The following is a 17484-nucleotide window of genomic DNA, read 5'->3' on the forward strand; positions in this document are numbered from 1 at the left end:
AGCGCCGCGGGCGAGCTCAGGTTCCTGTTCCGGCCTGATACACAGGGCAGATTGCGCCAAGTAGTTGGTACAACGGCACTATAGATCGGTACCAATCCTGAGCACTTGAATTGAACGGGACGCCGGTGCGGCCGTTGATGCTCCAAACCTCGAGAAGCGCGAGCAACAGTGGGAAGGCGTCGTACCCGCCGGGTGCGCGTACCGGGAGTGCGGCGACACGCGCCGACGAGGTTGATCCCGGCACCCGGCGTGCGTCCCCGGTCCCAGGGGACGAACCTGACCTTCGTGATCAAGCGCCCTGGCGGCTTCGCGACCCTGGGCGAAACAGGAGCAAGACAATGAACCTCGTCATCCTCCTCGTCGTCGGCGGCATCATCGGCTGGGTAGCCAGTCTGATCATGCGTACCGACGCCCAACAAGGCGTGCTTCTGAACGTAGTGGTCGGCATCGTGGGTGCGCTGCTCGCAGGCCTGATCATCACGCCGCTGATCGGCGGCGCGTCGATTACCGACGGCGCGCTCAACATCACCTCCATCTTGATCTCGCTATTGGGGGCGGTGGTGCTGCTGGCGATCGTCAACCTGGTCCGTCGTGGAAGGGTACGCTGATGGATCAAAGCGGCTGCCTAGGAGAGCGCCGTGAGTAGCCGACCGCTCGTGCTTGGTCCGGGGCAGGTTCGCGTCCCGCGGACGCCGTCACGGCGGATGCCGGGGATCGGGCGCATTCGGCCGCGCAACAACAAGGGACAGTTTCTGGCCAGCCCTACGCAGCCGCTGGGAGCAACCGCACCATAGCCGCTGTGGCGACTTCCTGCCGAAGTGACGCTTACGGTCGCCAGCTTACCAGAAGCGCTTACCTGAGAGGTCGTCCTCGTTTCCACTAGCCCAATAGCAGCCCAAGGTTGCGATCTCCTCGAATGGCGGTCCTACCGTGGATCGCCGAAGCGCTTGGCGTACTGCCGCGGGCTCATGCCGACGAGCTCGCCGAACCGCCTCCGGAACGCGGTCTCCTCGGCGTAACCCACGGCCTGCGCGACCTCCTTGACCGCGCGCGACGACGTCTCCAGCAGTTCGCGCGCTTTGGCGATCCGCACGCCGTCGATGAACGGCTTGGGCGCCTGGCCGGCCTCGGCGAGCAGCCGACGCTGGAACGTGCGCTCGGCGAGCCCGAGCGAGGCGGCCAGCGCGGCCACGCTCGGCACCTCCGGGAGCGCGGCCAGCACGGCCGCCCGCGCGCGGAACAGCAGCGGCGTGCCCGCGCGGAGCAGGGCGGGGTCGCGGAACACGCTCTGCGGCGTGAACGCCCGGTCGACGAGCGCATAGCGCGCCACCTGCGAGGCGAGCGCGGGCGAGCGTAGCCGTCCCATGACGGCCAGCCCGAGCTCCAACACCGAGAACGGCCCCGCGGCGGTGACGAGCCGGTCGTCCTCGACCAGCATGGCGTCGCGCACCAGCACCGCTTGGCGGTAGCGCCGCTCGAACGCGTCCTGCGCCCACCAGGTGGTGGTCACCCGGCGGCCGTCGGCCAGCCCGCCCTCGGCCGCCAGGAACACGGCCGAGCAGCTCGCCGCCACCAGGGCGCCGCGGCGGTGCGCGGCCGCGATCGCCGCCACGGCCGTCCGGTGCCGCGGGATCTGCGGCTCGACCTCGCCGCCGTCGGTCAGGCAGCCGGGCACGACGAGCGCGGTCGGCGTGCCGTCCGCCGCACGGCCCACATGGCCGATGCCGGCCGGGTCGGTCACGATCTCGACGGTGAGGGCGGCGTAGCGGTCGCCCCCGACGCCCGCGCCGACATAGTTGGCGATCGAGACCAGGTCCTGCAGCGCCGGGGCGGAGGAGGGGAGCCGCCCCTCGAGCGACAGCACGACGATGTCGGCGGGATTGCCCATGGTGGCGCAAAGTGCCCGAACTTCGTCGGACGCGCCAGTGTCGCACGTGCGGTAATATTCGCATCATCGTGGGCGTTGAGACGGTGGGAGTCAGGACCAGCCATGCCGAACATCGTAACTGCAGCCCGTGCGCGGGCCGGGGTCCGCCTGAGCCGGGCGGCAACTAGCGGGATGTCGCAGGCCTGCGACCGCGGGCGAGCCGTCGACCTCGGCCGGGAAGCCGCGGCGTGAGCGCGCCCGCTCCGGTCGCCGTCGTGGGGGCAGGACCGGCGGGGCTCGCCGCCGCGCGGGCGCTCGCCGCGCGGGCGCTCGCCGGGCGGGGTGTCGCGTTCGAGGTGCTGGAGCGGCACGACGACGTGGGCGGCATCTGGGACTTAAGCAACCCGGGCACACCCATGTACGCGAGCGCGCACTTCATCTCGTCGAAAGGAGTATCCGGCTTCTCGGGCTTTCCCATGCCCGATGCCTATCCCGACTACCCGGACCGCCGGCTGATCCTCGCCTATCTCCGGGCCTTTGCCGACCGCTACGACCTGCGTCGCCACGTCCGTTTCGGGACCGAGGTCGTGCGCGCCGAGCAGGCTGCCGGGGGCAAGTGGACCGTGACCGCGGGCGACGGTTCGGAACGGCGCTACTCGGCGCTCGTCTGCGCGAACGGGGTCACTTGGACGCCCAACATCCCGGACCTTCCCGGCACGTTCGCCGGCGAGGTCAGTCACGCAAATACCTACCGGTCGACCGACGAGTTCAGGGGCAGGCGCGTGCTGGTGGTGGGCGGCGGCAACTCCGGCGTCGAGATCGCCTGCGACGCCGCGCGCGCCGCGGAGAAGGCGTTCATCTCGCTTCGGCGCGGCTACCGGTTCGTGCCCAAGCACGTCTTCAGTGTGCCGACGAGCGAGCTGTTCGGCGAGGACGGCCGGCCCGTCGCCTGGCCGGACTGGGCGGGCGAACTAGCCTCGATGGACGCGCTCTTGGATGGTCTCGTCGGCGACCTGACCCGGCTCGGCCTCCAGGCGCCCGACCACGACGCGTTCGCGTCGCACCCGATCATGAACACCCGCGTGCTGGACCACGTCGCGCACGGCGACCTCACGCCCAAGGGGGACGTGGCAGGGCTCGACGGCGAGGAGATCGTGTTCGCGGGCGGGTCGCGCGAGACGGTCGGCCTGGTGATCCTCGCGACCGGCTACCGCCACGACGCGCCGTTTCTCCGCGCGCCGAGGCTCGTCATGAACGGCGGGCGCCCGGCGCTGCACCTCAACATCTTCCCGCCCGGCGTCCATGACCTCTACTTCATCGGCTTCGTCGAGTTCGCGGCCGGCGCCTACCCGCACTTCGACCGCATGGCGCGCCTCGTCGCCGAGGTGCTGGCGTCGGGGGCCGGCGGGCGGGACGCCGTGCGGTCGCTCCACGTCGGCTACCGTCCCGATACCAGCGGCGGGCGCAGCTTCGTGTCGTCGGACCGGCGCGCGAACTACGTCGACGCGCACGCCTACGCGCACGCGATAGAGGGCGCGATCGAGCGCGTCCGGACCGGCGTTCCCAGTTCATCCAATCGGGAGGCAGCATGATGCGAACCGTTTCCGAACACGCCACACGCTCCGGCGCGCGCGCCACGGGCTCGCCATCGGCCGACACCGGGGCCGGTGCCTCCGGCCTGCAGCTTTTGCGCATCGTGCTCGCGGTCAAGATCGTCGGCACGGTACTCCCGTTCGCGCTGCCGCTGCTGCTGATGTCAGCCGACGCGCTCCGGCAGTCGTTCGGCTACGCGCCCGAGCCGCTCCTCGTCGCGCGGCTGCTGGGCTGGTCCTACCTCGCGATCCTCATCGGCTACGCGGGCGGGTTCCTAGAGGCACGCCGGGGCGTGTTCCCGACCACCGCGGTCGCCATGGGCGTCGCCAGCAGCGCGGGCGCCTCCGCCATCCAGGCGTCTGTCCTGTTCGGGTCCGGGGCGACGCGGGGCCCGGCCGCGTCCGACCTCCTCGCGCTCGGCTTCACCGCGGGCGTGACCGCGACTCTCCTGTTCTGCTGGCGTCAGGCCACTAGGCGGTGACCCGGCGAGGGTGGGCGCGTAGGACCGCCGCGGGGCACGGACTTAGCCCCTTTTGTCGCTGTGCCGTTCCTCGGTCGGCGTTGTCTCCTCCAGCCAGGCTGACGTCGCCGCGTCGTCGGTGGATACGCGCTGCTCGCGCGCGAGCGAAATCGGCGCCGCCTGAGCCCGACGCCATAGTCGCGCTCTGCCGGCTGGCGAGGTGTTCGGCCGGGCCTGAAATTCTGATCGTGCCGAGGTTCGTGTTGAGCGGGACGGAGCGGTTCGGCAGACACGAGCGGCTATGACCGACGATGAAGTTGCGACCATCGCAAGCGTGATAGCGAACGTGGATCGCTTGGTGGACGACGCCACTGCGCTGATCTCGCATGGCCGGCTCCCGAGCGCCTTTGTGCTGAACGTTATCGCGCTGGAGGAGATCGGGAAGGTCGTCCACATCCGGTGGCGGCACCTCGGCAGGAACACGACGAGGCAGGACCGGACCGCACATCTCCAGGAGTAGTGGGCCGTCGTGTGCCTCCTCATCGCCAAGAAGCCGCTGTTTGATAAGAAAATCATACTGGGTCCGGCCGAAGAGCAGCCACTGCGGATGGTCGAGCTGGCCAGCGCTTTCAGGAGCTCCGACGAGCGCAGGTTCTTCGAGAGCGTGATGGCGAAGAACATCAGCCGCGCGAAACAGCTCGGCTTGTACGAAGATGAGAGCGAGTCCCAAACGGGGCGCACCCGTGCGTCCCTCGATCACGCATTCGTTAAAGAAGTGTCGGACGCCATCTCGCGATCCCCGCCGCTTCTTTGGAACGACGTGGTGCTAACCGTCGCAAATGTCTTTTATGACATGATGTCTCCGTTTAAGAACGACATTTTCGCGCAGTCGTCCGTACAGGCGTGAAGCGTACGCCAAGACTCGCTTGACCTTGCTGGCCGGCCGCTTACTCGCTGTGCGGTGGATATAGGGCGTCAGCCTACTCCTAGAAACCTGCCACCAAGATCGTCAAGAGCGCGCACGCCGCCAGCGCGCGAACCGTCGCGTTCATGGCATTTCTCCTCCTTGAGCGATCGGCCGGCGAGCGCCGCCGCGACGCCTATGGGTCGTCGAACGCCTGGTCGAAGGGCCCTTCAGCGGGCCCAATCGTTAATAAGCCCGAAGCGGACCGATTGATTGCATGGAAGCGACGGGGGCGCTCGGTTCGTCGCGTTTTCGTCGCGGCGGCGAGGCGGAAGCGGGTTCGTCGCCCCGTCGTCCGCGCGGTCGCCGGGCGGTCGCGGACCGGGTGAGCGGGCGCCCCGTCCCCCGTAACGGGCGCGCCACAAAGTCGGGCGGTCGTCGCCCGGCGATCCGGGAGGATGGAGATGTCCCCTTTCGCGTGCCCCTTGGCGATGCTGCTCGCCCTGCCCGCGAGCCTGGCCGCGCCCGCGTCGACGCCCGAGCGGGCGGCCGACCCCGCGCCCGCGCCCGCCGTCACGATCCAGGCCGCGCCGCCGGCGGCGGAGCCCGTGCGGGAGCCGGCCGCGCCCGCGGTCCCGCCGGCCGCCGCGGCGCCGCTCGCGCCGGGCGAGTTCCGCTGGGACGCCGACGCCGACGCCGCGCCGGCGGCGGACGGGCCGGTGCTGCTGGCGGTCAGCCTGCCCGACCAGAAGCTCTACGCCTATCGCGGGGCCAAGCTGTTCGCGGTGAGCACCGTGTCCACGGGCAAGCGGGGCCACGCGACGCCGACGGGGGCGTTCCCCATCCTGGAGAAGCGGCGCGAGCATTATTCCAACCTCTACAACAACGCGCCCATGCCGTTCATGCAGCGGCTGACCTGGGACGGGGTGGCGCTGCACGCGGGCAAGCTGCCGGGCTATCCGGCGTCGCACGGCTGCGTGCGGCTGCCCCACGCGTTCGCGGAGCGGCTGTTCGCGGTGACGCGCCGGGGCGGGATGGTGGTGGTCACCGACCGGCCCATCGCCGAGCTGGCGGCGCGCGACGCGCGGTTCCGGGCGGCGGGCGCGACGCTCCCCGCGCGCGTCGGCTGATCACCCGGGCGCCAGACGCGCGAAACGCTGGATGCCGCGCCGCGGGCGTCGTAAGCCTGGACGCGCCGGCCGCGGCGCGCGGGCCGATCGGCGGGCGGGAGGCGAGGATGGCGCAGGACGGCGTGACCCGGCGGGGCTTCATTAAGGTGGGCGGCGGCGCGGCCGCGTCGCTGGCGGCGGGACCGGCCGCGCTGGCGCAGGGCGGCGGCCCCCGCGCGGTCGGACGGCCGATGCCGGGCGGCGTCGACCTGCCCGCCGCGCCGCCGCGCCCCAAGCGGCCGGACAGCGTCGGCTTCGCGATGGTGGGGCTGGGCGGCTACGCGCTCAACCAGATGATGCCGCGTTTCGCGCAGGCGGAGCGGGCGCACGTCGCGGCGATCGTGTCGGGCAACCCCGACAAGCTGCGCGAGGTGGGCGACGCCTATGGCTTGCCGGCGGACGCGCGCTATTCCTACGAGGATTTCGCGAGGATCGGGGCGGACCGGCGGGTCGACGCGGTCTATGTCGTGCTCCCCAGCGGGCTGCACGCGGAGTGGACGGTGCGGGCGTTCGCGGCCGGCAAGCACGTATTGTGCGAGAAGCCCATGGCGCTCTCCAGCGCGGAATGCGCGCGCATGATCGCGGCGGGGCGGCGCGCCCGGCGCAAGCTGATGATCGCCTATCGCTCGCATTTCGAGCCGCACAACATGGCGGCGATGGAGCTGATGGCGCGGGACGCGGTGGGGCGGCTCCGGCTGATCCGGACCGAGCAGTCCTATCGCATGGGCCCGACGAGCCCGAGCGCGAACTGGCGCGTGAACCGCGCGCTGGCGGGCGGCGGGCCGCTGGAGGATCTGGGGATCTACGGGCTGCAGGCCGCGCTGTACCTGTCGCGGGAGATGCCGGAGAGCATCAGCGCCACGACCTTCCGGCCCGAGGGCGATCCGCGCTTCGCCGAGATCTTCGCGCACGTGTCGTCGCAGTGGCGGTTCCCGTCGGGCGCGGTGGCGCAGCTCGCCACGTCCTACGACTCGGCGGGGGCCAATTTCGTCCACGCGCGGGGCACGACGGGCGCGCTGATCATGGATCCCGCGACCAATTATTCGGGCCAGCGGTTGGTGCTGGAGGGGCCCGAGCGGCGCGAGCTCGAGCCGGGCGACCCGGAGGTCCAGTTCGCGCGCCAGCTCGACCATTTCGCGGACGCGATCCGCGACGGCGCGCCCGTCAGGACGCCCGGCGAGATGGGCCTGCGCGACCTGCGCCTGATCGAGGCGATCTACGCGTCGGCGGCGGCGGGGCGGACGGTCGGGCTGAACCCCGACGGCACGATGCGGCGCTGAGGCGGCCGGGGTCCCCGAGCGCTATCCCCGGCGGGAGGGCCGGCTCACCGCCCCGCGCGCGTCGTGAGGAGCATGCCGTGCGCTTCGTGCAGGCGTCGGACGACGGCGGGCGCGAGCGGGCGCGTGAACTTCAGGCCGACGTTCATCCGGTCGACCCAGCGGACCTCGGCCTCCATGAAGCAGCCCGCCTCCAGGCGGAGGATGACGAACGACCCGACGTCCAGCGGCTCGTCGCACAGGCCGGAAGCGCCGCCGCAGGACAGGTTGCGCAGGCGGATCGCGCAGGTCATCCCGCGCGCCCGGACCTCGAAAGGGTAGCCCAGGAAGGGGACGCGCGGGAACACGCGCGGGCCGTCCGACGAGCCCGCGCCGGGCTCGGGCGGGCCCATCCGAGCGGCGGCGCCGGATGATCGTTCGCGGGTCAGGGTCGGTCCTCGTCCGTTCGTTCCGGCAGCGTAGCCGCGGGTTCTGAAAGCTCGGTTAAGGGCGTGGGGCGGGGTGAGGCCCGACGGGGTGCGAACGGTCCGGTCGTTGCGGGCGCGTGATCGGTAGAGAGACGAGCCGACGCGCCGGTCGGAGTTGTGACCGTTCAGCGTATAGCGGTTTTCGGGCAAATGCCTCCGACAGCCGCCCGAGGTGTCCGCTGAGGGTGGAAAGCGGATTTGGGGCGTGCAGCTGACGATCAGTTCATCAGTTCAGAAACATAAACCGCAGCTACTCGGTCGCGCTTGTCGGTTGTCCAAGACAGCTTGGTCGCATGCCACCCGACCTCGTCGTACCACCAGGAAACGTAAGCACAGCGGGAAGTAGTACAGGGGAAATCACCCGCCTCCGCGGTGGAGAATCCTGCCGCTTTCAACTGTGCCACGAAATCACTTTCCGACCCGCCAGGTTCGAAACGGACCGCCAAGCGCCCCGTCTCTTCAACGGCTTCTTCGATAGGCAGGCTTTGCAGCCGCTGGAGCAGTTCTGAACGTGGACTTGGTGTCGCCCGAGACGCCGCAAGCAGGGCCAAGCATAAGCCGGCACCCGCCAGGGTTCGAGAGGTCCGGCCCCGCATGGCGGTTAATCTAGCGCTCGCCCTGAATTAAAGGCAAGACACACACGAATGTCGGATTGAGATGGAGAGCGGACGTTCCACTTCTGTGAGGGAGGCTGGAAAGCTGCCGACGCCTTCCATACCATATCGCGTGGACTTTTCCGGTCTCCTCGTGATTCCACTCGCGGCGATCATATCGGCCGCCTGGATCGTCGGCGCTGCTCTGCTCTCGCAACGCGTGGCGACCTTCCGTCCCCCGTTCCTGCTCTCTTACGCTCTCGGCGTGCTCCCCATGCAACCTTGGCTCATAGCTTCGTGGCTAGACGCCGGAATGTTTGTGGTCATGCTTGTGATGCTGGCGCTTTGGGTTACGGCCGGGTGCACCGTCGGAGCTATGCCTGCGATGGCCGCCGTCGCTCTGGTACGTAGGTTTGCCCGGCCCAAGCAGTAGCTGAACGTCCGCAAAGGGTCGAAAGCGGACCTGCCCCAAATACCCGTTCGATGTGGTTAGCGGATTTCGGCACTGAGGGCCGCCGCAGCATCGACTCGGTCGATCAGGACCGAGACGCCGGCGATTACGCCTTGCTTAAGCTGGCCGCGTGCGAATGCCGGCACTAAGACATGATGCATCAGTTCCTGACAGAATGCGTCCGGCAACTCTCGTCGTAGCCCATCTCCTACGCTGATCCGGGATTTCTGGTCGCGAGGAGCGACCAACAGGATGATCCCGTCGTTCACGCCCTTGCGCCCGACGCCCCATTGATTTCCGAGACGTCTCGTGAACGCGCCCACCTCCTCGCCCCCAAGCGTCGCAACGGTGACCACCGCCATTTGCTGCTTCGTCTCGCGCTCGAGGCGCCCTAATCGATCCGTCAGACGCCGGCGAGTTTCAGGCCCGAGCACGCCGGCCTGGTCGACGACGTAGCCGGTGAACTCCGGTTAAGCGACGGACCCGGCCTGATACGCCTTGCCGGGGCTGCACGACGTCGAACCTGCGACCGCCGAGGCGATCACCACGGTGACGCCGGCCCGCTTGGGCGGTTGGAGGGGTTCGGTCATGCGCCGACCTTCCGACGCAGATATGTCGACCGCCAACAGCGTTGACGTCGGTTGAACGTCAACGTCTGTAATAGGCGGAGAGCGGACGTAAGCGCTCGATCCCGCGCCGCGGTCGGGCCTGCGGACGCCCGTCCCGCGGCGTCAGCCGCCGTGCGCGCGGACGATGGGGTCGAACTGTTCGGGATCGGCGCGGAGGCGGGCGAACTCCTCGGCGGAGATGTCGAAGCGGCGCTCGCGGCCGGCCAGGTCGCCGGTGTCGTATTGGAGCACGAACCCGTCGGCGGTGCGCCGGGCGTGCCAAGCGGGACCCCACAGGTTATCGGCGTCGTTCCCGCGCGCGACCGGCTTGGGCGTCACCTTCCCGCCGAGACGAAGTTCCGCTCGGGTTTCCCGCCGCATGCCGCCACCTTAGACGAACTCGTCGAGGACGCGGCGGAGGCCCGCGGGGTCGATCTCGAAGCCGATGGGCTGGCCGGGGTTCAGGACGAGCCCGTGGTCGGGCGGGACGAGGGGGAGGCAGGTCCGCGCGGGCGCCTGCCAGAGCCAGACGGCGAGGCGGTCGACGTCGCGCACCCGCTCGATCGCGGTGTAGCACGCGACCATGGGGACGCGGTTGCGGTCGAAGAGCAGCGGGCGCAGGCCCGCCCCGTCCGCGGCAACGGGGGCGCCGCTCGGCATCAGCAGCTCGGCGTCGGCGAGCGCGCGGAGCATAGCGGCGATGGGGAGCCGGCCCGCCTTGGCCTCCGCGATCGCGGCCTCGAGCGGGTTGGACGGCGCGGCGTCGTCCACCTCAGAGCCGCCGGATCGGCACCCAGAAGCCGTCCGCCGCCAGCTTGAACAGGGCGGAGGCGGCGTTGAGCGCGGACGCGGCGGCGTCGCCCGCGGCCGACAGGAGCGCCTCCGCCTGCGCGAGCATCGCCTGGCCGGGCCGATAATAGCCGATATTCGCCTCGCCGAAGAAGGAGACGCCGTAATCGTTGGTGCCGTTCGCAGCGCCTTGCGCGACGAGGTCGGCGTCCGTGGTCGCGCCCGCGAGCGCGACGGTCTCGCCCGTCCAGGGATCGCGGAAGAGCACGACCTCCGCGCCGGCGCGGCGCGAGGCGGAGGCGAGGTCGAGCCGCTCCGCCGAGGCTTCCGCCGCCGCGGCCTCCGCGCGGGCGGCGAGCGCGAGGCCGCGGTCCAGCCCCTCGCGTCCGATCGCGCGGACAGCCATGTCCGACCCTCCGCCGCGCAGCGCCGCGAGCAGCGCGGTCGCGACGGCCAGCTGCTCGGCGGTCTCGGGACCGGCGGCGCGCTTGGCTTCCCAGCCCGCCGCGGTGCGGTGGGTCGCCGTCCCCTCCGCCCCCGCGAACCGCGCGAGCGGCGTGCCCGCCTCGCGCGGCGCGCCGAGCGCCGACCGCGCTTCGGCGAAGGCGACGGAGGCGCGGAGGCCGGCCGGGTCGCGCGGCGCGCCGGCCGCAAGGCGCGCGGCGGCGTCGGCGATCGTGGCGCCCGCACGCCCCGCGGGCGCCGCCCAGTCCCCGCCGGCGACCCGGCCGCGCGGCGCGGCGCCGACATCGCCTAGCGGCGGCTTCGCCGGACCGGCGGCGTCGGCGGCCCCGCGCCGGGCGGCCGCGCCCAGCTCGGCGAGCGCGGCGCGCGCGGTGCGGCCGGCATCCGCGGGGGCGGCGGGCTGGAGCGATCGGGCCGTCTCGTTCAGCCCGCGGCCGAGCGCGCGCGCGGCGTCGGCCGCGTCCGATCGCGCGCCGCGCGCCCAGCCCGCCGGGTCCGGGCGGCCGCCCGGCGGGAGCTGGCCACCGCGCAGATCCTGGGCCGCCGCCCGTATCTCGGTCCGGGCCGTCTGCACGGCGTCGCGGGCGCCGGCGCGCAAGGTCTGCGCGGCGTCCTTCGCCTCCGCGCGCGCGGCCGGCGCGGCGTCGCCCGCGCCGCGCGCCGCCTGGGCGACGTCCTTGACGACGGCGCGCGCGGTCTGGGCGGCGTCGCGCAGTTCGGCGCGGGCCGTCTGGACGGCGTTTCCGACGCCGGTGCGCGGGGCTTGGGGGGTGTCGCCCACGCTGCGGGCGGCTTCCCTCGTCTCGGCGCGGGCGGGCTGGGCGGCGTTTCCGACCTCGGCGCGCGAGGGGCGGGCGACATCGCTCGCGTTGCGTGCGACCTCCTTCGCTTCGGCGCGCGCGGTTTGAACCGCTTCCCGCGCCTCGGCCCCCACCGTCCGTGCGGCATCCTTCACGTCGGAGCGGGCGGTTTGAGGCATGTCGGTCGCGCCGCGGGCGGCTTCCTTCAGGTCGGCGCGGGCGCTCTGCGCGGCTTCCTTGACCTCGGCGCGGGCGGCTTGAGTCACGTTCTTCGCCTCGGCGCGCGCGGTTTGCGTCGCTTCGCGCGCCTCAGCGCGCACCGTCCGCGCGGCGTCCTTGACGTCGGAGCGGGCGGACTGAGGCGTGTCGATCGCGCCGCGGGTGCTCTCCTTCGCATCGGCGCGGGCGCTCTGCGCGGCCTCCCTGACCTCCGTGCGCGCGGCTTGGGCCACGTCTTTCGCCTCGGCGCGGACGGTGCGCGCGGCGTCGCGGAGCTCGGGCCCGTTCGCGGGCGCGGCCGCCTGGCGGGCCTGGTCCGGGGCGGGCTTTCCCAGCAGCGCCGCAGCATCCCGCCCGACGTCGCGGAGCACGCCCGCGCCGGCCTCGGCCGCGCGCGTCAGGCCGGGGACGGCGGCGCCGGCGGCTGAGAGGGGGTCGATGCTGGGCATAATGCGCTCCCGACTTTACGCGACCTAATGGCGCGTCGGCGCCCGCCGCGCCATAGTCGCAACGATTATGACGGATCGGGGACAGTGACGGACGGCGCGCGCGCTTGGCGGATCCTGGAGGCGGCGGCCGGGCGGGCGGCGGCGCGCGGCGCCATGCTGTTCCGCCTCGACCTGGCGACCGAGCTGGCGCGCGCGGCGCTGACGCCCGGCGAGCTGGGGGAGGCCGCGCCGATCGCGATGCTGGACGGGGAGGGCTACGCCGTCGCGTGCGTCGAGGACGCGTTCCCCTTGCGCGTCCGCGCGCTGGTGCGCTTTCGGGACGGGCGCGCCGCGGTGTTCCCCGACGCCGCGGAGGCCCCACCCGCGCTGGAGGCGCTGGCGCATGGCCGGCGCACGGTGGAGCGCGCGGCGCTGGTCGGCCGGGGCTTGGCGCAGACGGTGCTGATGATGCCGCTCGCCGGCGTGCTAGAGGCGTACGCGATCCGCCGGGCGGAGCGGGAGGGCGACCTGGTGCTGGGCGTGCACTGGCTCGTGCGGCTGAGCGGCGACGGCCGGGCGCTCATGGGCTGCGAGCCGCTGTCGCGCTCGGCGGCGACGGTGCCGGCCGAAGGCGGGCGGCTGCCCGAGCGGATCGCGGTCAGCCATTTCGGCGCGACGCCCAACGAGGCGCACCATTATCTCAGCCTGAAGCACGGGGTGGCGCTGGACGTGCTGGCGCTCGAGTCGGAGACGTGGTGGCGCGTCGAGGGGGAGCGGAGCGAGCCGGTCCGCGCCTAGGGTGCGCCGAGGTCCGGCGCCAGTAGGTGGGACGCCCGTTCCCCGTCCGCCGTCACCCTGAACTTGGTTCAGGGTTCAGCGGCGTACGCGCGACTCGGGCTGAGTCGTCCGCACCACGATGGATGCTGAAACGAGTTCAGCATGACGGAAGAAGGGGGGTGGTCGGGCGGGCGAGGGCGACGCCGGACGTCGACCCGGCTCAGTCGAGCGCGTCGTCGCCCACCTGATAGGTCATCTCCGCGGAGAAGCGGCGCACGGCGGCCTGGAGGTTCGCCTCCGTCAGCGGGTCGCGCGCGATCGCGTCCAGGGTGGCGAAGGCCTGGGGGCCGTGGCGGCTCTCGAACAGGGGACGCGCGACCTCGACCACGCGCTCGGAGCCGGGCCAGGTCGCGAGGCACGCCATGCCGGTGAGCAGCCCGCGCAGCTCGTCGGGCGCGACGGCGGCGTTCTCCAGCGTCTTGGCGCGGCGATACTCGGCCGGGTAGCTGCGCTCGAAGTCGGCGAGGATCTCCGCCTGCGTCGCGGCGTCCACGCCCGCGGCGCTGCGGCAGCTGGACGGCGCGGGGGCGGCGTAGCCCGGCGCCCCGCCCGCGTCCGCCGCCGGCGCCGCGGCGGGCCGTGCGTCGAGGAGGCGCACCGCCCCTCCCTGATAGGCGAAGCGCACCGGCGGGCCGCCCGCGGCGGTGGCGGGCATGGAGACGACGAGCGCGCCCCGCGAAACGCGCGCGCTGGCGGCGGGGCTGCAGGTGCCGAACGGGTCGGAGACGACGGGGTCGGCGCCGCGCGCGGCCTCCACCACGACGAAGCGGGCGGGGCAGTCGCCAGCCGCCTCGCCGCGGATCAGGTGGAGCCGGCGGCCGTTCACCGCGTAGCTGCCCGCGACCGCGAGCCGGTCGACGAGCTGCGCGCCGAAGGGGCGGGAGAGCGTGACGTCGCCGAGCCGCACCGCCTGCTCGCTGCCCGCCGAGACGATCGCGACGTCGCGGGCGGGGGTAGGGGCGGGACGCCGCTGGGCGTCGGCCGCGGCGGGGGCGAGTGAGAGGGCCAGCACGGCCCCGAGCGACGGCTTCATCGACGATCCTCCCTGGCCGGCCGCGGATCGGGCCGCCGGGGACTTCACGTCGGACGGGGCGAAGGGTTCCCCCGTTAACTGTGATTTTGTCGCGCGAGCATCGCGGCGGCGGCGTCCAGGCGCGCGATCACGCCGTCCACGCCGTCGGGCGCGTCCGCGTTCCCCGCCGCCTCCAGCGCATCGCGGACGCCCGCCACCTGGCGGTCGCCGGGCGCGCCGGCCAGCCCCGCGAGCTGCACCACCGCCTCGCGCGTGAAGTCCTCGAGCGAGCGGCGCAGCGCGCCCTCCTGCGCGGGCGTGCCGCCGAGGTCGCGCGCGATGCCCGCGGCGAGGTCGCCGAGCCCGTACACGTCGCCGCCGCGCGCCAGCTCGCGCGCATCGGGGCGGAAGGCGGCGTCGCCGCCCGTGGCCGCCGCCCAGGCCTGCCGGCCCGCGCCGTCGGTGCGGGCGCTCGCGTCCACCCAGGCGAGCACGCGGTCGCCCACGGTCCCGATCGCCCCCGCCGCGGCCTCGCGCGCGCCGGCGTTCGGCGCGGCGGACACGCCGAGCGGGGAGGGGGCGGCGGAGATGCGATCAATGCCGGTCATGGTTCCAGTCCACTAAACTCGCCGCACATTTGGACCTCCGGGAGGGCGGGCGCCATAGTCGAAGCGACTAGCCGGGAGGGTCGGGGCCGGCGGCGTCGGAGGATGAAGGGGGAGAACAAAGGCGCCTCGGGGTACGGGAACCCCCGAGGCGCACGGCCCCTCAGGGAGGTGGGGCGTCGGCCGCTATGACCGATACGTACACATCCGGACATAATCGGAAAGACTAGGGGGCCTAAGCGTTTCGGGTAGGCGGCCTAGTCGGAACGCTTAGAGCCTTTCGCGTCCGGCCGCGCCATAAAGGGTCGACGGCGGCGGTTCGGCCCCGTTGTCACACGGTTCACGCCTGCGGGCCCCGCGCCGCGCGGCACGGAAGGAGGAAAGAGATGTTCGGCATCGGTGGTTTCAATCCCGTCTCCCTGCTCGCCACGGCCGCGTTCGGCCCGGCCGGCGGCATCGTCGCGCAGCTGGCGACGCAGGTTTATTCGCAATTCGGCCAGCAGCTCATTCAGCAGATGGGCAACAATCTCGGCCTGCCGCAGTCCGCGATCGACATGGCGCAGAGCTCGTTCGCCGGCTCGGTCGGTGACTTCCAGGGCAGCGTGTCGAACTTGGATGACGCGATCGAGCAGCTCGGCCGCGAGACCGGCGCCAGTGGCTTCGACATCGGTGATGCGCAGCGGCAGGCGAGCGACATCCTGAACCAGACCGTGCGCGACCTGAGCGAGAGCGAGGAGTTCAAGGAGGCGAAGTCGTCCGGCGGCAAGGGCGGCGGCTGGCTGATGGCGATGGCTAGGGCACTCGGCGAGAAGCTGAATGCGATGGGCGAAGATCTTGAGCAGCGCGCCAGCACGCTCAGCGGCGACGATCCTGGCGCGTCGGCCGAGTTCGGCGTCGTCTCGCAGCAGTTCAACATGCTGATGAACGCGACGACCAACGCGATCAAGACGATCGGCGAGGCGATGGGCAAGGCCGCCAGCAGGCAGTAAGCCGCAGTTCATCCGGAGGAACGCAAGTGGCGGGGGTTCGTTTTTGTGGCGAACCCCCGCTGCCGTTTCGGTTCACCGAGCAGGAGGCGTAGATGTTGAGACTGGCGTTTATCACCGCATCGTTGATGATCGGCGCGCCTGCACTGGCGCAGGATCTACCGTCCGGGGGGATCCTCGATCTGCCTCAGCACGGGCGCTCGACGGTGACGAGCTACATGCCATATAACCAGACCAAGGCCCGCCGTACCCGATCCCAAGTCAACGCTAACAACCGCACCGCCCGCACGTGCGCCAACGTGCCATCCGTGCGTGCGCGCCTGGGTGCGGACAATCTCAAGGTCCAGCAGCTCGCTCGGCTGTGTCGCCAGGCAGGATATTGATGCGCGCTGCCTGCTTCGCGGCCGTCATGATCGCGGCCGCACCGGCAGCGGCGCAGGACGATTTCTGGATGAACCGGTTCAACGACGCCGCGCAGGCGCAGCAGGATCTCGCCCGGACCACTATGTTGAACAGCACGATGCGTCGTAGCGCCCAGCGGCGTGGCGCAGGGCCGGCGGTCACCAGTCGGCAAGCGGCCGCTTGTGCCCAGAAGACGCGGTTTCACGCGGAACACGGGGCCGGCAATTCGAAGGTGCAGCGGTTGTACAGTCTTTGTCGCGGTGTCGGTCTTTAGGAGGCATTGGTGATCCGGTTCGGTTCCGCCTTCCTGACCTCCGTGATCATGGCGATGCCGAGCGCCGGTTATGGCCAGGACGTGCTCGGGCCTGTGAACCCGGTGACCTACACCCCTGCCATCACCATGAACGCCGCCATCCGGGCGCAAGCGCAGCAGCGCGCGCGGGGGCCGCGCTCGGCGCAAGCACGGACGAGCCGGAGCGCGCAGACCTGCGCCGAACTGCCGCGCTTTCGGAGCCACTACGGAGCCGGTGATCGGAAGGTGCAGGAGCTGACTCGGCTTTGTCGGCAGGCGGGCTATTAATGCGTGCGGCGTGCTTCGCCATCATCCTGATGTCGGCCGCTCCGGCGGCGGCGCAGGATTACGATCCGTCGATGGCGGCGCATGAGCGTATGAGCCAGATGCAGTCCACCACGCAGCAGGGTGAGATCAGCAAACATCTATACCGGAACAGCGCTCGCCGTATTGGTGGCGGTCCGACCGCCGCGCAGGTCAGGGCGTGCGCAGGCAGAGCCAAATTTCGTGCCGAACATGGGCGGACAACCCGAAAGTGCGGCAGCTCGATCGTTTGTGCCGCAGCGTCGGGCTCTGATGCAGCGGGATATGGCTCTTCCCCACCCGAGCCGGGAGGTGCGCTTTGCGGAATGTGCGTTCGTGGCACGTTCTGAGGATGCACGGAGAACGTCGATGCGTCGCTTGCTTCTTGTTACCTGCGCGTCGCTGTTCGCCGCGGCTCCCTCCGTGGCGCAGGACGTGCTCGGGCCGGTGAACCCGGTCGACTATACCGGTGCGATGGCCGCGCAGTCGGCCGCGAACGCGCAGGCTCGTCGGCCGAGCGATCGGACGTCGGCCCGGCGCAGCTCCGCTTCCCGCACCGCGCGCACCTGCGCCAACGTGCCCGCCGTGCGGGCTCGGCTGGGGGCGGACGATCCCAAGGTGCAGGAGCTCGCGCGCTTGTGTCGGCGGGCGGGGTATTGATGCGCGTCGTCCTTTTCCCGGCCGCGCTGGCTTTGGCCGCGCCCGCGGCGGCGCAGGACGGGGTGTATGACGCGACCATCCGGGGCGCGACCGACGATCAGGTGACGATCGGCCTCAACCGCATCCACGCGCATCGGCTGCGGCAGAGCGTGCGCCGCCGGGACGCGGCGCGCGGCGTGACCGCCGCCCAGGCTTCGGCCTGCGCCTCCAAGGGCCGGTTCCGCGCGCGGCACGGGGCCGACGATCCCAAGGTGCGGCGTTTGTACGACCTCTGCCGCCGCGCCGGGCTCTAGGCGC

The 17484-nt window shown here is 71.7% G+C and carries 22 protein-coding genes and 1 pseudogene; 14 read left to right on the plus strand and 9 right to left on the minus strand.

All coding sequences use genetic code 11. The features are described from left to right. Window positions 1–338: 338 nt before the first annotated feature. Window positions 339–608, plus strand: a complete 270-nt coding sequence (locus CKY28_RS12870) for a GlsB/YeaQ/YmgE family stress response membrane protein (RefSeq protein ID WP_095998782.1) — start codon at window positions 339–341, stop codon at window positions 606–608. A 317-nt stretch (window positions 609–925) separates the two neighbouring features. Here the strand turns inward: CKY28_RS12870 and CKY28_RS12875 are convergent, their stop codons facing one another. After that, window positions 926–1888, minus strand: coding sequence for a helix-turn-helix domain-containing protein (locus CKY28_RS12875; RefSeq protein WP_095998783.1), 963 nt, complete (start codon window positions 1886–1888; stop codon window positions 926–928). 227 nt (window positions 1889–2115) lie between these two features. On the opposite strand from CKY28_RS12875, the gene CKY28_RS12880 reads away from it, so the two are divergent. From CKY28_RS12880 to CKY28_RS12905, 6 genes are all read left to right on the plus strand, one after another. Continuing rightward, window positions 2116–3459, plus strand: coding sequence for a flavin-containing monooxygenase (locus tag CKY28_RS12880; RefSeq protein WP_141243931.1), 1344 nt, complete (start codon window positions 2116–2118; stop codon window positions 3457–3459). After that, complete coding sequence (locus tag CKY28_RS12885; RefSeq protein ID WP_095998785.1) at window positions 3456–3941, plus strand: hypothetical protein; 486 nt, start codon at window positions 3456–3458, stop codon at window positions 3939–3941. The genes CKY28_RS12880 and CKY28_RS12885 overlap by 4 nt, the downstream gene beginning before the upstream one ends. A 280-nt stretch (window positions 3942–4221) precedes the next feature. Further along, a complete protein-coding gene (locus CKY28_RS12890; protein ID WP_095998786.1) occupies window positions 4222–4440 on the plus strand; it encodes an AbiV family abortive infection protein in 219 nt (72 codons plus the stop codon). A gap of 9 nt (window positions 4441–4449) precedes the next feature. Continuing rightward, window positions 4450–4827: a hypothetical protein gene (locus tag CKY28_RS12895; RefSeq protein ID WP_095998787.1), complete on the plus strand. Its 378-nt coding sequence runs from the start codon at window positions 4450–4452 to the stop codon at window positions 4825–4827. A 461-nt stretch (window positions 4828–5288) separates the two neighbouring features. After that, the gene (locus CKY28_RS12900; RefSeq protein WP_245841836.1) at window positions 5289–5954 is read left to right on the plus strand and encodes a L,D-transpeptidase family protein; all 666 of its coding nucleotides are present in this window, start codon (window positions 5289–5291) and stop codon (window positions 5952–5954) included. A gap of 107 nt (window positions 5955–6061) precedes the next feature. Continuing rightward, window positions 6062–7273 (plus strand): Gfo/Idh/MocA family protein, encoded by a 1212-nt coding sequence (locus tag CKY28_RS12905; protein ID WP_095998788.1) that lies wholly within the window; start codon window positions 6062–6064, stop codon window positions 7271–7273. Window positions 7274–7317: 44 nt separating this feature from the next. On the opposite strand, the gene CKY28_RS12910 is transcribed toward CKY28_RS12905, so the two are convergent. From CKY28_RS12910 to CKY28_RS18760, 6 genes and pseudogenes are all read right to left on the minus strand, one after another. Next, window positions 7318–7662 (minus strand): PilZ domain-containing protein, encoded by a 345-nt coding sequence (locus CKY28_RS12910; protein WP_095998789.1) that lies wholly within the window; start codon window positions 7660–7662, stop codon window positions 7318–7320. Between the two features lie 293 nt (window positions 7663–7955). Next, window positions 7956–8288, minus strand: coding sequence for a hypothetical protein (locus CKY28_RS18750; protein ID WP_176473086.1), 333 nt, complete (start codon window positions 8286–8288; stop codon window positions 7956–7958). Window positions 8289–8819: 531 nt separating this feature from the next. After that, a pseudogene (locus tag CKY28_RS12920) lies at window positions 8820–9221 on the minus strand (TPM domain-containing protein); the annotation flags it as partial. A gap of 291 nt (window positions 9222–9512) precedes the next feature. Beyond that, on the minus strand, window positions 9513–9770 hold the full coding sequence (locus tag CKY28_RS12925) for a hypothetical protein (RefSeq protein WP_141243932.1): 258 nt from the start codon (window positions 9768–9770) through the stop codon (window positions 9513–9515). Window positions 9771–9779: 9 nt separating this feature from the next. Continuing rightward, window positions 9780–10160 carry an SseB family protein gene (locus CKY28_RS18755; RefSeq protein ID WP_176473087.1) on the minus strand — a complete coding sequence of 127 codons (381 nt, stop codon included), beginning with the start codon at window positions 10158–10160 and terminating at the stop codon, window positions 9780–9782. 1 nt (window position 10161) lies between these two features. Beyond that, window positions 10162–12111: a cell envelope integrity protein TolA gene (locus tag CKY28_RS18760; RefSeq protein ID WP_176473088.1), complete on the minus strand. Its 1950-nt coding sequence runs from the start codon at window positions 12109–12111 to the stop codon at window positions 10162–10164. 27 nt (window positions 12112–12138) lie between these two features. Between CKY28_RS18760 and CKY28_RS12935 the strand changes: the two genes are divergently transcribed. Beyond that, window positions 12139–12888 carry a hypothetical protein gene (locus CKY28_RS12935; protein WP_176473089.1) on the plus strand — a complete coding sequence of 250 codons (750 nt, stop codon included), beginning with the start codon at window positions 12139–12141 and terminating at the stop codon, window positions 12886–12888. A gap of 199 nt (window positions 12889–13087) precedes the next feature. Here CKY28_RS12935 and CKY28_RS12940 read toward each other — a convergent pair whose 3' ends face one another. Further along, window positions 13088–13960, minus strand: a complete 873-nt coding sequence (locus CKY28_RS12940; protein ID WP_095998794.1) for a hypothetical protein — start codon at window positions 13958–13960, stop codon at window positions 13088–13090. Between the two features lie 74 nt (window positions 13961–14034). Next, window positions 14035–14547, minus strand: coding sequence for a hypothetical protein (locus CKY28_RS12945; RefSeq protein ID WP_095998795.1), 513 nt, complete (start codon window positions 14545–14547; stop codon window positions 14035–14037). Between the two features lie 383 nt (window positions 14548–14930). On the opposite strand from CKY28_RS12945, the gene CKY28_RS12950 reads away from it, so the two are divergent. The 6 genes from CKY28_RS12950 to CKY28_RS12965 all read left to right on the plus strand — a co-directional run bounded on the left by CKY28_RS12950 (window position 14931) and on the right by CKY28_RS12965 (window position 17480). Beyond that, complete coding sequence (locus tag CKY28_RS12950; protein WP_095998796.1) at window positions 14931–15533, plus strand: hypothetical protein; 603 nt, start codon at window positions 14931–14933, stop codon at window positions 15531–15533. Window positions 15534–15625: 92 nt separating this feature from the next. After that, window positions 15626–15913 carry a hypothetical protein gene (locus CKY28_RS18320; protein WP_141243933.1) on the plus strand — a complete coding sequence of 96 codons (288 nt, stop codon included), beginning with the start codon at window positions 15626–15628 and terminating at the stop codon, window positions 15911–15913. 26 nt (window positions 15914–15939) lie between these two features. Beyond that, on the plus strand, window positions 15940–16206 hold the full coding sequence (locus CKY28_RS18325) for a hypothetical protein (protein ID WP_176473090.1): 267 nt from the start codon (window positions 15940–15942) through the stop codon (window positions 16204–16206). A gap of 9 nt (window positions 16207–16215) precedes the next feature. After that, entirely contained in the window at window positions 16216–16512 is a 297-nt protein-coding gene (locus CKY28_RS12955) for a hypothetical protein (protein WP_141243935.1), read from the plus strand. A gap of 384 nt (window positions 16513–16896) precedes the next feature. Further along, window positions 16897–17187, plus strand: a complete 291-nt coding sequence (locus tag CKY28_RS12960; RefSeq protein ID WP_095998798.1) for a hypothetical protein — start codon at window positions 16897–16899, stop codon at window positions 17185–17187. Next, a complete protein-coding gene (locus CKY28_RS12965) occupies window positions 17187–17480 on the plus strand; it encodes a hypothetical protein (RefSeq protein ID WP_095998799.1) in 294 nt (97 codons plus the stop codon). Before CKY28_RS12960 ends, CKY28_RS12965 begins: the two co-directional genes overlap by 1 nt. Window positions 17481–17484 lie beyond the last annotated feature (4 nt).

Origin of the sequence: Sphingomonas lenta (assembly GCF_002288825.1) — a bacterium.
Lineage (GTDB): Bacteria > Pseudomonadota > Alphaproteobacteria > Sphingomonadales > Sphingomonadaceae > Sphingomonas > Sphingomonas lenta.